The following is a 13,387-nucleotide window of genomic DNA, read 5'->3' as shown; positions in this document are numbered from 1 at the left end:
TTTTCCTAACCTCCTTGATAGCTGTTATTCTATATACGCTATCTAGAGTTTGTATGGAGTTACTCAGTAGTTTATCTAGAGATATATGGAGTTTATGTGTACTTATTCATTGACCTTAGCAAGAAAAACTGGAACACAAATTAGAATACGTAATCGATTTTGAATATTGGTAGAGAGCCAGTCCATTAATGTGGAGTGAGGGCGAATGGAATGATCGTACATATAAAACTAGTAAAATAGAAAAAACCACCGCAAGGTGGCTGTTAAGCGGTACGTGTTTGTTCCATTAATTTCACGGTTTTTTTTAGTTTTTCACCATTTCGATAAACTGTTACTTTAATTGTATCCCCCAATTTTTTCTTTTCATATAAATATTTACGGAATTGAACGACATTTTCTATTTTTTGTCCATCTAATGCAATCACAACATCATATTGTTGCAATCCACCTTTTTCTGCTGGTGATTGGTTTGAGATATTCCTCAATACTGCACCATTTGATATCTCTTTTGGTAATTTTAATTGATTGCGTGCAGAATCTGTCATTTTCTCCACATCTAATAACTGTACACCCATCATCGGACGTTTAACTGTTCCATCTTTCTCAAGAGACTCTAGGATCGTTTTGGCTATATGAATCGGAATTGCAAATCCAATTCCTTCAACAGCTTGTTGTGCAATTTTACTCGAATTAATTCCAATGACTTCACCCTGTTCATTAAACAAAGCTCCTCCACTATTCCCAGGATTAATAGCTGCATCTGTTTGAATTACCTGTGCTTGCCAATCAACTTGTTGATCTCCAAGGGTACTAACAGGTATTTCTCGTTCCTTGCTACTAATAATCCCCTTTGTTACACTACCTTCTAGCCCCAATGGATTCCCAATGGCTATTACCGTTTCCCCTGTACGAATTTTTTCTGAGTCTCCAAGTGTTGCGACTCTTTTTACATCTGCCCCGTCAATTTCTAATACCGCTAAATCTAATAATGGATCTGTCCCTACTACTTTAGCGGGAACCTTTTTACCATTATTCAATTTCACTTCTACTTTATTCGCACCGTCTATCACATGATTATTTGTAACAATGAAAGCCTTATTGCCGTTTTTTTTATATATGACCCCTGATCCCGAACCAGCTTCTTCTGATTGATCTTGCGTATTAAATGAATCTGCATTTTGTTTATAGTTAATGACACCTACGACAACTTCTTTTGCAGATTCAATCATATTTTGAGGATTGCTCACATCTTCTGGTTTGTAAGAGATCGGCGTAGCCTGATTTACTTCGTTATGCTTAGGAGATTGGTCTGCACTCCCTTTAATTTCATTTATATAAGGGGTGGTCAATCCAATGGTAATTGCACCAATCACTGCACCAATTATTCCTGTGAAAAAATACCCTGTTTTTTTATAAACTTTATTCCTATTGCTTTCTGTTTGATTTATATCATAGTGTCCCATTGTGAATATCCCTTTCTCCTTTAATTTACAATTGAATATTTTTATCTTGATATTTGAAATACGATGTATGAATGTAATATTTAAGAATCACCATTTCAAAAAAAGAAAATTTTACCTTTAGGCATGGTTTAAACATAAATCAACTGTTTTTTCGTAGGGGTAACATTATATTTGAAATTTCCTATGAATATATGTATGACGATATTCAAACCCACTTCGAGCTTGTTTCTAAAAAAAGAGCCTATTCGGCTCTCAACAAATAGGGTATTCAATGTACAAAGTAGCATGCGTGTTTATACAGGTGTTTTGCAAAAAGTGGAAACAAGGGACAATAAACATCCATTAGCTTATTTATTCTTTTGTTATAACCTTAGAGCCTAGCATTCTCGTGAGAATGGATGGTAATAGGTTTGTGTGTAAATAAGAAGGAAGGGATAAAATTTGATAGATTGTGTAAGTCTTCAACATCATGTATCATTCCTTTCTATTTGGTACATGTATCATACAAACTTAATCTGTATTCTATATGGAGTTAATCTAGAGTTATAGTAAAGATTTTCAGTACCTAATTATTGAATACAAAAATAGAGAGAATCATTTTGATCCTCCCTATTTTTGTTCACTAGACTTATATAGATTTCTTTTATTTACACTTGTGTATTTATTTAAGAACGGTGCTGATTTCAATTTTTGTTTTTTCTCTTTTATGCGTCTATTATTCGAATGAGGGGCCATCCACAGTTGTACATCCAATAAAGAAAGAATGATGTTTGCTTCTAGTGACATCTTAATTACCTCCCTCTGTCTTGTTATGTATATAACCTATCTCATGCATCTGGAGCTGATTTGAAATACATGTAGTTTTCTTGTGAAGTTTTTATAGTGTTTCTAATACGTCTCCACATCAACTCCAGATTGGAAGGTTATAATGACTACAAGAGGTGATATTATGAAGAACTATCACATTCTGGTGGTAGAAGATGATCAAGAAATACAAGAATTAATCAAACAATTTTTAATGACACAACAGTATAAAGTTATAGTTGCATCAGATGGATTAGAGGGCATGAAACAATTTAATAAGCAATCCTTCGATTTAATTCTTCTAGATGTGATGATGCCAAACCTGAATGGATTTGAAGTTGCCAAAATGATTCGTAGTCAGTCAAATATACCAATTATTATGCTAACCGCGCTAGAAGAAGAACAAGATCAAATGAAAGGATTTGATCTTGGAATCGATGATTATATTACGAAACCTTTTTCTTTTCATGTTTTGATGAGGCGAGTCGAAGCAGTACTGAGAAGAAGTAATAATCAAAGTACTGATAATCATTTTGTATTTAGAGAACTACATGTCGATGGCGATGCATATAAAGTATATGTAAATAAAGTTGAAGTTCCCTTAACGACAAAAGAATTTGAAATTTTGCAACTACTACTTCAAAATGAAAAAAAGGTACTCACAAGAGAAAATATCGTAGAAAAAATTTGGGGATATGAGTATGCCGGAGACACACGAATGATTGATACGCATATGAAAAACATACGAAAAAAATTAGATATACCCTATATTAAAACAGTAAAGGGCATTGGTTATAAAATCGATGAATAGGATTGTAAAAATCATGAAGATGAAGAGAATTACCTATAAACTCTTTATGACTACATCCCTCATTTTGTTAGCCTTTGCAACCTTAATTTATGTAACTTTATACTTCTTTCTCCCTAAATTTTATGAGCAATACAAAACAGATCAGCTTCAAACGGGAATCGAAGAAATAATTGATAAATCTAAAGATCTTACGTTTCAAAATGCCATACCACTTTTTGATGAATACGCACAAAAAAATAATGCAGTGATCTATCTTCAAAATAATGAGGGAAGGCTTATTTATTCTCCTACTATTACTATTCTTCAAAGCACTATTCAAGGAAGTGCGATTCAAAGAGGTACTATTCAAGGAGATACTCAGGCAACAGGTTATGTTAAAACAGTACCAGCAAGGAGTTTAGATAATCGTGGTAATTCATATGAGGTTAGCAAGCCAATACAATTCCAAGATGTTAACTTAACGCTTGTGGTGTTCGCAACATTTCAACCGATCGATGAAGCTTCACAGGTCTTGGTACGTTTTCTACCCTATATTAGTATCATTGTACTGGTTATTGGTTTAGGAAGTGCTTATCTCTATTCAAGGTTTATTACTAAACCACTTATTTATATTAATGAAGGTGCACAAAAGATGGCAAACTTGGATTTCTCCGAAAAAATTGAGGTTCGTTCTATGGATGAATTAGGGGAATTGTCCAATAGCTTGAATGATATGTCCATAAATTTACAACAGGCAATTTTTGATTTACAAAAAGCGAATCAGCAATTGAAAAGTGATATTGAAAAAGAAAGAGAAATAGAAACAAAGCGAAGGGAATTCTTTGCCATTGTAGCACATGAATTAAAAACTCCTCTTACTGTTATGAAAGGTTACTTAGAAGGGATGATATATAATATCGGCCCTTATCAAAATCGTGACCAATATTTAAAGAAAAACCATCAAATAATTGGAAATATGGAACAGCTGGTTCGCGAAATTTTAAGCACGTCAAAACTAGAACAACATACCTTTAAACCACAAGTAGAAGAAGTAAATCTTTCGAAGTTAATAGGTACAATCACAAAAGACCTCGAATTTTTTGCTTCTCAAAAAGGCATTCAAATAATAAAAGAATTCGATTCTGACATTTTTGTTTATACGGATTGTGTTCTTTTAGAAAAAGCTTGTAAAAACATCATTCATAATGCGATTATGTATTCACCACTTAACGAAAAGGTCTATATTAAGTTAAACCAAGAATCTGAGCAAAACCATATCGAAATGCAAATCATTAATACAGGTGTCGAAATTAAAGAAGAGAATATACAACACATATTCGAACCCTTTTATCGAATCGAAAAGTCAAGAAATCGAAATACTGGAGGGAGTGGCTTAGGATTATATATTGTAAAACAAATTTTCGAATCCCTTTCTATCACGTATTCTATGAATAATACCAAACAAGGCGTACAATTTTTAGTTACCATTCCATTATCCAGCAAATAAACAACAAAAGAGTCTCAATCTCATTTCCTCCTATAGAAATAAGATCGAGATTTTTCATATAGGATACCGTCACATTGATAAAAAGAGTTACTTAAAATATAAGTTATATTCTAATATTTTATTGTTGATAACTGACGGTATCATTATATTTCATTCTGCAGCTTATTTAGAAGAGTTATGTACATTTCGAAGAAGTTCTTCAATAAGTTTTGTTTTTTCATTCACCTTTGTGGCATATGTGAAATCACCATAACAATATGGATACCTAAAATTATTTTTATTTCCACCACAAGTGTACATCGCTGGATTTTGATCAAATTTCATCTTAGAAAACTTTTTAGCCGAATCTTCCGAGTGTTGTTTAACTTCTTGACTGGCAATAAAATCAATATACCCTGGTCCCATATTATAGCTTTGAATAATTGCATCCATGCTAACATCTTTTTCCGTTCCATATTTGTACATTTTAGCAAAGTGTTTTACCCCTTGTTTAATGCTCAAGCTTATCTCTTGAAGTTCATTTGGCTTTAATCCCAGTGATTCAGAAGATTGCATAGGGTCGTTGCCCTCACCTCTACTCTCTTGGTACATAATTCCTAATAAAACTGCTGTTTTCTCTCCTAAATTATATTTTTCTAATTCTTTTTTCAAGGTGGGCTCATATTGCAAAACACGTTTTTCGGTTGCGAGCGCTTTATTTTGTTGAATATTGTTTTTCTGATTAAGATATAGTATTCCAAGCATTGTTCCTAAACCTAAAATACTAATAAACAATAATATAATAATTCGTATTTTACTCGTATTCTTCATATATTCCTCCTCGTATTAGAAATTCTATTTTTCAAAGGTAAATGGTTATTTACAAAATATGTAATGAACATCTATCTCCCGCTCCTTTTTAGACTCAAACATCAATACTTTAAGGTTTAAAGTTTAATATAAAAATTTAAAGATAAGGTAAAGATAAGATAAAGATAAGATAAAGGACATTTTTTATGCGTACATTAAAAAAGGTATTGGTACAAACGGATATGTGGGACAACTTGTTGATATGAATGGATTTAGTGATAATTGAGAGGTTATCGTACAAGTTATTAATTTTGGAGGTATCATTCCAGAAGAAGATTTACCCTATCTTTTTAATATACTTTATATAGAAAAATAAGAGATAAAATATAATAAAAAAACGGCTAACCCTCCACGTAAGAGAATCGGCCGTCACAAGTAATTAATTATTTCATACTTGATGTATTATCACCTTTAGCGCTATACAATGAGATATTCGCTTAACCATTGAAAATTATTTAAAGGATTACTTTCTTCTTTTTTTACTATTTCATAACTTGCTTCAAATTTATTCTCCTCATTTATCGAATTCTAACAATCATCATCACACATAACTTAATGCATTACTGAAAAGAAAAAAGCTCTGCACTATGCAGGCTTTCTTTATGATTTCACCGCTAAATTATTCATAAAACTCTCTATAGAATTTGCTTGGAATATACGGAAATAAGGAGATTGAACATTGTAATGTTTGTCAGTAATGATAAGGATTGATGGAAAAAATTTAGAAGCTTTCGGTTGCCAATATTCATTATGCCATTCTTGGCTATGGAAGTATAACTCATATCTATTTATCTTATCTTGCATTATCTTTTTACTGTACACTGACTTTTGAACTTCAATAAAGAATGGCGATCTACGCCATATTGTAAAACCATCCGGCTCCATATATTCTTGCCCGTACTTTGGTTCAACTTCGAATAGTTTAGGATTTTCATAATGAACGAGTTGTTTGTATACGTCCACAATACCAAGGAAATGAGGAATTTTTTGACTCGTTTTTCTGATAGAACTGGGTTGCGGAAAATAAACGTATGGGTGTTGCAATACGTTAGCATCAACATGACCATCTCTTCTTAATCGTTTCATAACCGTATTACAGCAAGTTACCGCATTCTTTAAGCCTTGAAAATGCAAGTCAATAATATCGTCACGGGACATGCATCTAAATCGCTTCAAATCATTCAAAATCCCTTTATCTCTACTCTTCATCATCTAACACCCCGAATAAAGGCATTTCTTTGTGCAGAGTGTTTTTGGACATTTTCTCCTCTTTGGCCATACGATATGGCTCAACAATTTGTTTCGCTTTACTTAATGCCAAATTAGGAGCTTGCACTTTCTTTAATCCATTTCTTTTAAAAATCATTTGGCCAGATTGCTCTAAATACTCTGAACCAGGAGTACCCATGATATTACTATTAATCACACTATCACATTTAAAACCGATTCTTACAGTCATATTAAGTTTTAACTTACCATCTAACACCTTGGCATCTGGCCTCTGCATGCTAAGCATAAGAAAGACTCCAAGTGATCGCCCGACTGCTGAAATTTTTTCAATTGTAGCCATACACTCTTTTTCATCTTTAAGCATAGCCACCTCATCGATAGCAAGTAGGATGTATGGTTTTGGATGATTAGGATTTAATTTGTTGTACGCATCAATATGATCAACTTCATATTCTTCCATAAGTTTTCTTCGTTCTCTGATTTCCTTCCATAACTTTTGAAGCATTATTTTCATTTCGATTTCTTCCATACAAACTTCTTTTACATGCTTCACTCTACGCAAAAAATGAAATTCAGAGTTTTTTAAGTCACCAAGGTACAAATGCAACTTTTCAGGAGACATATATTGAATAAGTGTGGATAATACAACACGTACCATACTACTTTTCCCACTTCCCGTTTCTCCTGCAATTAATAAGTGCGGTGAATTGGAATCAATCATATCGTATGAAATCATCTTTCCGAATTGGTCTCTGCCGACCACAACAGGTAAACGGAAATCTTTTAATAGTGGCTGCCATTCTTTATAACAATAATTGTACGATTTTAGCCCAGCATTTGAACGGAATACATGTAGGACAAACTTTTTCACATCCCCTTCAATGGTAATATTCCGCCCTAATATTTGCTGGAAACAAAACCACTTCTTTTCAATCTTCTGTGGATCTAATCCGTTGGGTATGGTAAATACATATCTCACGCTTTCTTTTGAAGAAGAAATATTATGTACCTTTGGATAAATAGACACTCTCCCCCCGCGTGTTTGATGTTCCGTATATAGACCTGCTTTTCCAAATACCTCTATAAGTTGATTCCTTAACCTTTGTGTATGAAGCCACTTCTTAATCAGTTTCATATACTCCCCCCCTAAAACATGATTACGATGCGAATAAATACATATCCAATTAAACAAACTCCCCCAATTCGTATGCCGTGATAAATTCCTTCACTCACAAATTTAGCTGCGGATATATAGTCATTTCGCACCAAATACTTTTCTAACATGACTGCCCCGATTAAAACCGTTCCCATTACTCCTAATGCAATGTAAGTATGTAATACCTGATCCGACATATGAAGGAATGCAAAAGGACTTAATGAATTGTATTTACGGATTTTCTTTTCTTTATCTTTGTATAACTGATCCATAAACTCGCGAAAAGGAATTGTTTCTTTCCTAGCACGCATTTAAATGCCCCCTTTATAAACAGAATTTAGAATGTAGATATTACATAGCTTCATCTACTTAATACCGTGGTAGTTTTACCTTGGTAGAAATCTTGATAAATACTGTGGTAATCATTCGCAACTTACTTTGGTAACCTCGTATTCTTCTACCATAATAAATACCGTGGTAGCTGCTTTGATACATCATATTGTGGACAGCTTGTACATTATGTAAAAAACTTTTTCCGTCTATGTGAATAGTTTTTTACATTTATGTCCACAATGTTGAAAATAGGTTCAGGAGGGATTTAAGTGTTTTGGAAATTCGGAGGTAAAAACCGAACGAAATTAGGTGATTTTTTAGATCGGAATGGCTTCACCCAAAATGATTTAGAAAAGACCGCGAAATTAAGTCGTCCTACAGTTTCAAAGGCGTGCAATGATAAAGAATACATACCTAGTCCCACTGTAATGAAAAAGATTTTAAAAGTTATTAGGCAAATAAAACCCAGCGTTAAATCCACCGACTTTTGGGATATGTAAAAACTGGCTAACTAGAGTCAGTTTTATTTTTTTATAAAAAACCCTTTATAAAAGAACGTATATTCGTATATAATAAGAACGGACGTTCTGTTATTTAAGGGGGAATAACGGTGTATGACTACTCAATATTGCCAAATCGAATTGTTTTATGTGTAGATCTTCGTAGCTTTTATGCAAGCGTGTCCTGTATCAAGATGGGCTTAAACCCACTTCATACCAAATTAGCTGTAGTAGGAGATGTAAACAGAAGTGGTTCCATTGTTTTAGCTGCAACGCCACCACTAAAGGCATTAGGTGTTAAGAAAATGGCAAGATTGTACGAAATACCACGACGTAAAGACATTCTTGTGGTAAACCCAATTATGGGAACTTATATCAAATGCTCAAATTACATAACTAAATTAGCTTTACAATACGTTCCGATTGAAGATTTCCACCAATACAGCATCGATGAATTCTTTATGGATATTACAAATAGTATCCATCTGTTTGCGAATGAGCCATATGAATTCGCGTTGAAATTCAAACGTGAAATATATGAGAAAACAAGAATTGAATGCACGATTGGGATTGGGCCTAATCCTTTAATGAGTAAGATCGCTTTAGATGTGGAAGCGAAGAAGACAAAAGACTGCATCGCATATTGGAAGTACGAAGATGTACCCATAAAATTATGGCCGATACGACCACTTAGTAAGTTTTGGGGGATTTCGGGTAAAACAGAAGCAAAGTTAAATCGAAAAGGAATATATTCAATCGGAGATTTAGCGCAATACCCGCTCAAATACTTAAAACAAAGTTTTGGGGTTATTGGCGAAGAATTACACTTACATAGCAACGGCATTGATTTTAGCCGCATTGCAGAAAAATACATACCAGCAACAACTTCAATTGGTAAAAGCCAAATACTCATGCGTGATTACACAATAGAAGAATTTCCGATTATCCTTCTGGAACATATCGAGGAGGTTTGTTATCGGATGAGAAGACAAAACAAACTAGCTCAAACAATCCATTTTTCCATTGGTTATAGTAAAAATTACGCTGGTGGTTTCAGAAAAACTCACACTATGAACCGACCAACCAATTTAACAATGGATATCTATCATATTTGTACATATTTTTTACATAAGTTTTATACCGGGGAACCAATTAGATCCATCAATGTTTCTTTAACCAACTTAATCAATGAAGGTGAAGAACAAATATCTCTTTTTGACAATGTAATACAACGAGAAAAAGAAATGAAATTAACGAAGGTAATGGATGAAATACGCACTAAGTTTGGTAAGAACAGCATATTAAGAGGAATTTCTTATACAAATAGTGCTACAGCAAGATACAGAAACACATTGTTAGGAGGACACAAATCATGAACAACGCTAATATGCCAAAGGGAAGAGGAATGGTGAAATGGACGCCATTTGCTGCAATGACAGAACAATTTGATGGTATACATGAGATTATTAAGGAAAAGAATAAAGTAGCACATCCAATCTTAACTTCTGAAGAAAAAGAACTTATCGAGAACATGTTATTATGCTCATTACTATCTGAAGAAGAGGTGTTGATTACATATTACGAAGATGGCTATTTGCTTACTAACTATATGACCGTAACTGATATTGATCCATTGAATTGTTCTATACTATGTACAGATGCTTTTTATAACAGGATTAATCTTAAATTTATGGACATTATTGATGCAAAATAAAAGCATTCCATGCTAAGTATAAATATTAAATGTGATGATTGCGCTCCCCCTTGAAATTAATGAATACGAAGCTAAGGATATGAAACTATATTTTAAAGATATAATAAATGAAACATGAGTCCAAAATATCTTATAACAAAAGAGACTCCATTATAGAGTCTCTTTTGCTAGTATACTCATATGGAAGTATCTACTGTAGAATGAAAATAAAGTTGTTTAATTTTTGATGAAAAATATTTCACCAAACGAAAAAATAACAATAAAGTCGTTTGAAAATCTAAGTTTTATAGAAAACTAACTGTACAATAAGCAAAAGAATCCAATCCAAACGCATTTAAAATTCTTTGATCAAAGAGATAAAGTATCGCATCATTTTTATAAACATCGCAACTTTGTTCAAAGCTTCGCGTCTTTCTTACAAACATCGTGGATTTATTTCACACCCACAGAAAGAACATTATCAGAGAGATTTTGGTATAGATGTAAAACTACTATATTTCCAAAGAACGTGTATAAACTGTGACAAACAAAAGATATATTGTTAATAGCAATAATATTAATACACAAGTAAAATACACGATAGAAATACGCTTTCTATTCACTTTCCAATTACGTATACTGGAAATCATAAAACTCACTATCACCATGCAACAAATCCCTACCAAAAACACCAATACATACTCGTGAATAATAACACCACAAATTAAAAATATAACTGCTAATATTGCTAATAGTGAATGTAATACACGCAAAAATAACCTCTCCTTATCTCATTGGAAACTCCTCTAATATATTATTATTTAGCAAACAGATGGTTTCCAATTTGTGCAACGGTTTGACGTGTTGTAATCCATTTATCAGTCGAGGTTTTGGGATTGTAGAAATAAACCCAATCAGAATTAGTTCCTTTTGAAGTGATAGCCTCTTCTACTGCCATTCTTGCTTCCTGTGTAGTAGGCTGATTAATTCTACCGTCTGTAACAGGAGTAAATGCATAACCATTTTTAATGGTTTCATAAATTACGTCTTTAATTGTATTTGGAAAACCATTTGCGTTAACCCGATTTAACACTACCTTTGCCACTGCAACCTTTCCTGCATGCGGTTCTCCTCCTGCTTCTGCATTTACTAATCGAGCCATTAAGTCCACTTCTTGTAATGAAATACCAGTATCAATCCTTAAGTGCTGACCGATAAAAATATGGTTTTCGTCTACGTTATTGTTTTGTTTTATTGACTGTATTGAAACCTTATATTGTTCTGATATAGAACTTAATGTATCCCCGCTTTTCACTTGGTAAATTGCTTGATATGTATTAGTTGAAACTGTTGAATTATTTTTTTGAACATATTCGTTTGCAGTTGACGATCCTGGAATTGTTAAGCGTTCTCCAATATTAATTTGATCATTTGCTTTGTTATTAGCTTGTTTTAGTGATTGTACGGACACCTCATATTGTTTACTTATTGCTTCTAGGGTATCATTCTTTTGAACCGTATAAACCGTTGAAGCCGCAGCCCCTACTGGATTTGATACTATTGTAATCATTGCAGCAGATAATGGTAACCAGGTTTTCAACTTACATAACTTCATTCAAAAACTCCTCCTAAAAATTATTAAGTACTCTTAATATTTTCAAGTTAAAAACAAATCAAGCTATATATAGCGTAACAAAACATAAAATATAAGTCATTGAATTTGTATTTCTATATAATAATTGAATTGCTGTTGATATTGAAAATGAATTATTATAGGTAGGTTTCAAAAGAATCGGATAATTCAATTCTCAAACAAAATTTTTGGAAAGTAGAGGCTTACTTTAATTGTTTAAAGAGAAACTAAAAACCTACCTTGAGGCTATAAGGATTTAAAGTCAACTCGAATAGTGTTCTTTTATTTGATTTTCCATAAAACATTTTTAAAATTCCGTACCATTGGAAATACCTATATAAAAAAATAATTAATTATTAGGAGTGCCATAAATGCCTGATGTGATCCGTATCTGTATTGGGATAGTCATTGCCTTATTTTTATTTTCCTCCATAGTAATGGAGTTTAATAAACCTCAAAAAGATATGTTTTGGTTTTCGATTGAAGTCTTATCTCTCCTCGGAGTTTTACTGCTAATAAAAGAGTTTTTAATTAATCATATAACATAACCTCTTGAATGAAATTCAATATTCCGTCAATACTGTATATAGGCTGTATGCCACAACTCATTTGAAGTAGTTTTCTCTGTATCTCCTTGTAAGGAGCAGTTAGCTTTTGCTAGCTGCTTTTTGTTTGTAAAAAGCACTCAATTAACTGGGCACACATATAATATTCTGTGTTCCTCTCTTTATAAATTGAAATAGTCTTTACAAATGAATTATCTTGTCATGAGAGCACTTTATTAAGTGCTCTTTTTCATGTTTTAAATTAATACAAAATGAAATTTTTATTATATTTATTAATTCGGATATCCCCCTAATCAATGTATGAAGAATATCACTTCTTTTTTAAGCATCTTTATGAACAACATTTATAACTTTTACTCCACTTGGATCTATATTAAAAGTAACGGTTTCTATGCCATTCGGAGGATTATGAGCGCCTGTATAAGTTTTATATTGAACTGTAACGATAAAACTAAAATTTTCTTTTGGAAACCGTTCAACTTTTAAAATTTTTGTGTCCGTTAAACTATACTGATGATTTGGCCCAAGCTTATTTCTGATAGCTTTGCTTGCATATGTTGCTAATAAAGTATTGTAAGAATCATAAAAATCTTGATTATCAATATTAACTGCTTTGGTATCTAGCGGCTTTAAAAATAAAACTGCTATTATAATTCCCAAAAGCAAAATAACCACTTTACTTTTCAACATATAATCACCCTTAATAAATTTGGATATCCGTTAACCTCCCCAGCATAAGAGATGACTATTCTTCCCCGTATTGAACTTCTTTTTATTCAAACAGCATTTTTGTTTAAATCCACTTTTTTTAACTGTGGCCTTACTAATGCTTATGTGCTAAAATCCACTAGGTTATTTATATT

Annotated in this window: 14 protein-coding genes and 1 pseudogene; 7 read left to right on the top strand and 8 right to left on the bottom strand. The window is 32.7% G+C overall.

Translation table 11 applies throughout. The features are described from left to right. Positions 1 to 263: 263 nt before the first annotated feature. Both B5P42_RS30415 and B5P42_RS32205 read right to left on the bottom strand, forming a co-directional pair. Positions 264 to 1,472 (bottom strand): S1C family serine protease, encoded by a 1,209-nt coding sequence (locus B5P42_RS30415; RefSeq protein WP_113735986.1) that lies wholly within the window; start codon positions 1,470 to 1,472, stop codon positions 264 to 266. 600 nt (positions 1,473 to 2,072) lie between these two features. Further along, on the bottom strand, positions 2,073 to 2,249 hold the full coding sequence (locus B5P42_RS32205) for a hypothetical protein (protein WP_181458855.1): 177 nt from the start codon (positions 2,247 to 2,249) through the stop codon (positions 2,073 to 2,075). A 163-nt stretch (positions 2,250 to 2,412) separates the two neighbouring features. On the opposite strand from B5P42_RS32205, the gene B5P42_RS30410 reads away from it, so the two are divergent. Together B5P42_RS30410 and B5P42_RS30405 are read left to right on the top strand one after the other, a co-directional pair. Then, complete coding sequence (locus B5P42_RS30410) at positions 2,413 to 3,078, top strand: response regulator transcription factor (RefSeq protein WP_002150943.1); 666 nt, start codon at positions 2,413 to 2,415, stop codon at positions 3,076 to 3,078. Positions 3,079 to 3,091: 13 nt separating this feature from the next. After that, entirely contained in the window at positions 3,092 to 4,564 is a 1,473-nt protein-coding gene (locus B5P42_RS30405; RefSeq protein ID WP_113735985.1) for a HAMP domain-containing sensor histidine kinase, read from the top strand. Between the two features lie 162 nt (positions 4,565 to 4,726). Here B5P42_RS30405 and B5P42_RS30400 read toward each other — a convergent pair whose 3' ends face one another. Further along, positions 4,727 to 5,374 (bottom strand): lysozyme family protein, encoded by a 648-nt coding sequence (locus tag B5P42_RS30400; RefSeq protein ID WP_113735984.1) that lies wholly within the window; start codon positions 5,372 to 5,374, stop codon positions 4,727 to 4,729. A 217-nt stretch (positions 5,375 to 5,591) separates the two neighbouring features. Between B5P42_RS30400 and B5P42_RS33005 the strand changes: the two are divergent. After that, positions 5,592 to 5,717 (top strand): annotated as a pseudogene (locus B5P42_RS33005) (vancomycin resistance histidine kinase VanS); the annotation flags it as partial. Positions 5,718 to 6,013: 296 nt separating this feature from the next. Here the strand turns inward: B5P42_RS33005 and B5P42_RS30395 are convergent. From B5P42_RS30395 to B5P42_RS30385, 3 genes are read right to left on the bottom strand one after another with little or no spacing between them, the layout of a single operon-like run. Next, complete coding sequence (locus B5P42_RS30395; protein WP_113736004.1) at positions 6,014 to 6,589, bottom strand: replication-relaxation family protein; 576 nt, start codon at positions 6,587 to 6,589, stop codon at positions 6,014 to 6,016. Between the two features lie 22 nt (positions 6,590 to 6,611). Beyond that, a complete protein-coding gene (locus tag B5P42_RS30390; RefSeq protein WP_113735983.1) occupies positions 6,612 to 7,778 on the bottom strand; it encodes an FtsK/SpoIIIE domain-containing protein in 1,167 nt (388 codons plus the stop codon). 11 nt (positions 7,779 to 7,789) lie between these two features. Beyond that, a complete protein-coding gene (locus B5P42_RS30385; protein ID WP_060751041.1) occupies positions 7,790 to 8,110 on the bottom strand; it encodes a hypothetical protein in 321 nt (106 codons plus the stop codon). A 291-nt stretch (positions 8,111 to 8,401) separates the two neighbouring features. On the opposite strand from B5P42_RS30385, the gene B5P42_RS30380 reads away from it, so the two are divergent. The 3 genes from B5P42_RS30380 to B5P42_RS30370 all read left to right on the top strand — a co-directional run bounded on the left by B5P42_RS30380 (position 8,402) and on the right by B5P42_RS30370 (position 10,346). After that, positions 8,402 to 8,632 (top strand): helix-turn-helix domain-containing protein, encoded by a 231-nt coding sequence (locus tag B5P42_RS30380; RefSeq protein WP_113735982.1) that lies wholly within the window; start codon positions 8,402 to 8,404, stop codon positions 8,630 to 8,632. Positions 8,633 to 8,742: 110 nt separating this feature from the next. Then, a complete protein-coding gene (locus B5P42_RS30375) occupies positions 8,743 to 10,008 on the top strand; it encodes a Y-family DNA polymerase (protein ID WP_000272612.1) in 1,266 nt (421 codons plus the stop codon). Beyond that, positions 10,005 to 10,346, top strand: coding sequence for a YolD-like family protein (locus tag B5P42_RS30370; protein ID WP_113735981.1), 342 nt, complete (start codon positions 10,005 to 10,007; stop codon positions 10,344 to 10,346). The genes B5P42_RS30375 and B5P42_RS30370 overlap by 4 nt, the downstream gene beginning before the upstream one ends. A 796-nt stretch (positions 10,347 to 11,142) precedes the next feature. On the opposite strand, the gene B5P42_RS30360 is transcribed toward B5P42_RS30370, so the two are convergent. Next, positions 11,143 to 11,940 (bottom strand): cell wall hydrolase, encoded by a 798-nt coding sequence (locus B5P42_RS30360; protein WP_113735979.1) that lies wholly within the window; start codon positions 11,938 to 11,940, stop codon positions 11,143 to 11,145. Positions 11,941 to 12,329: 389 nt separating this feature from the next. Between B5P42_RS30360 and B5P42_RS32200 the strand changes: the two genes are divergently transcribed. Next, positions 12,330 to 12,506: a hypothetical protein gene (locus B5P42_RS32200; protein ID WP_181458854.1), complete on the top strand. Its 177-nt coding sequence runs from the start codon at positions 12,330 to 12,332 to the stop codon at positions 12,504 to 12,506. A 339-nt stretch (positions 12,507 to 12,845) separates the two neighbouring features. Here B5P42_RS32200 and B5P42_RS30355 read toward each other — a convergent pair whose 3' ends face one another. After that, complete coding sequence (locus B5P42_RS30355; protein ID WP_113735978.1) at positions 12,846 to 13,214, bottom strand: DUF3888 domain-containing protein; 369 nt, start codon at positions 13,212 to 13,214, stop codon at positions 12,846 to 12,848. Positions 13,215 to 13,387: the final 173 nt, after the last annotated feature.

The sequence above is a fragment of the Bacillus sp. SRB_331 genome, assembly GCF_003264175.1.
GTDB lineage: Bacteria > Bacillota > Bacilli > Bacillales > Bacillaceae_G > Bacillus_A > Bacillus_A mycoides.
The sequence above is the reverse complement of the archived record's forward strand: the minus strand, read 5'-3'. Positions and strand labels throughout refer to the sequence as shown.

Excerpts from the sequence above, each read along its gene's own strand:
- B5P42_RS32205 (WP_181458855.1), bottom strand. The coding sequence starts at position 2,249 with ATGTCACTAGAAGCAAACATCATTCTTTCTTTATTGGATGTACAACTG.
- B5P42_RS30410 (WP_002150943.1), top strand. The coding sequence starts at position 2,413 with ATGAAGAACTATCACATTCTGGTGGTAGAAGATGATCAAGAAATACAA.
- B5P42_RS30405 (WP_113735985.1), top strand. The coding sequence starts at position 3,092 with ATGAAGATGAAGAGAATTACCTATAAACTCTTTATGACTACATCCCTC.
- B5P42_RS30400 (WP_113735984.1), bottom strand. The coding sequence starts at position 5,374 with ATGAAGAATACGAGTAAAATACGAATTATTATATTATTGTTTATTAGT.
- B5P42_RS30390 (WP_113735983.1), bottom strand. The coding sequence starts at position 7,778 with ATGAAACTGATTAAGAAGTGGCTTCATACACAAAGGTTAAGGAATCAA.
- B5P42_RS30385 (WP_060751041.1), bottom strand. The coding sequence starts at position 8,110 with ATGCGTGCTAGGAAAGAAACAATTCCTTTTCGCGAGTTTATGGATCAG.
- B5P42_RS30370 (WP_113735981.1), top strand. The coding sequence starts at position 10,005 with ATGAACAACGCTAATATGCCAAAGGGAAGAGGAATGGTGAAATGGACG.
- B5P42_RS30360 (WP_113735979.1), bottom strand. The coding sequence starts at position 11,940 with ATGAAGTTATGTAAGTTGAAAACCTGGTTACCATTATCTGCTGCAATG.
- B5P42_RS32200 (WP_181458854.1), top strand. The coding sequence starts at position 12,330 with ATGCCTGATGTGATCCGTATCTGTATTGGGATAGTCATTGCCTTATTT.
- B5P42_RS30355 (WP_113735978.1), bottom strand. The coding sequence starts at position 13,214 with ATGTTGAAAAGTAAAGTGGTTATTTTGCTTTTGGGAATTATAATAGCA.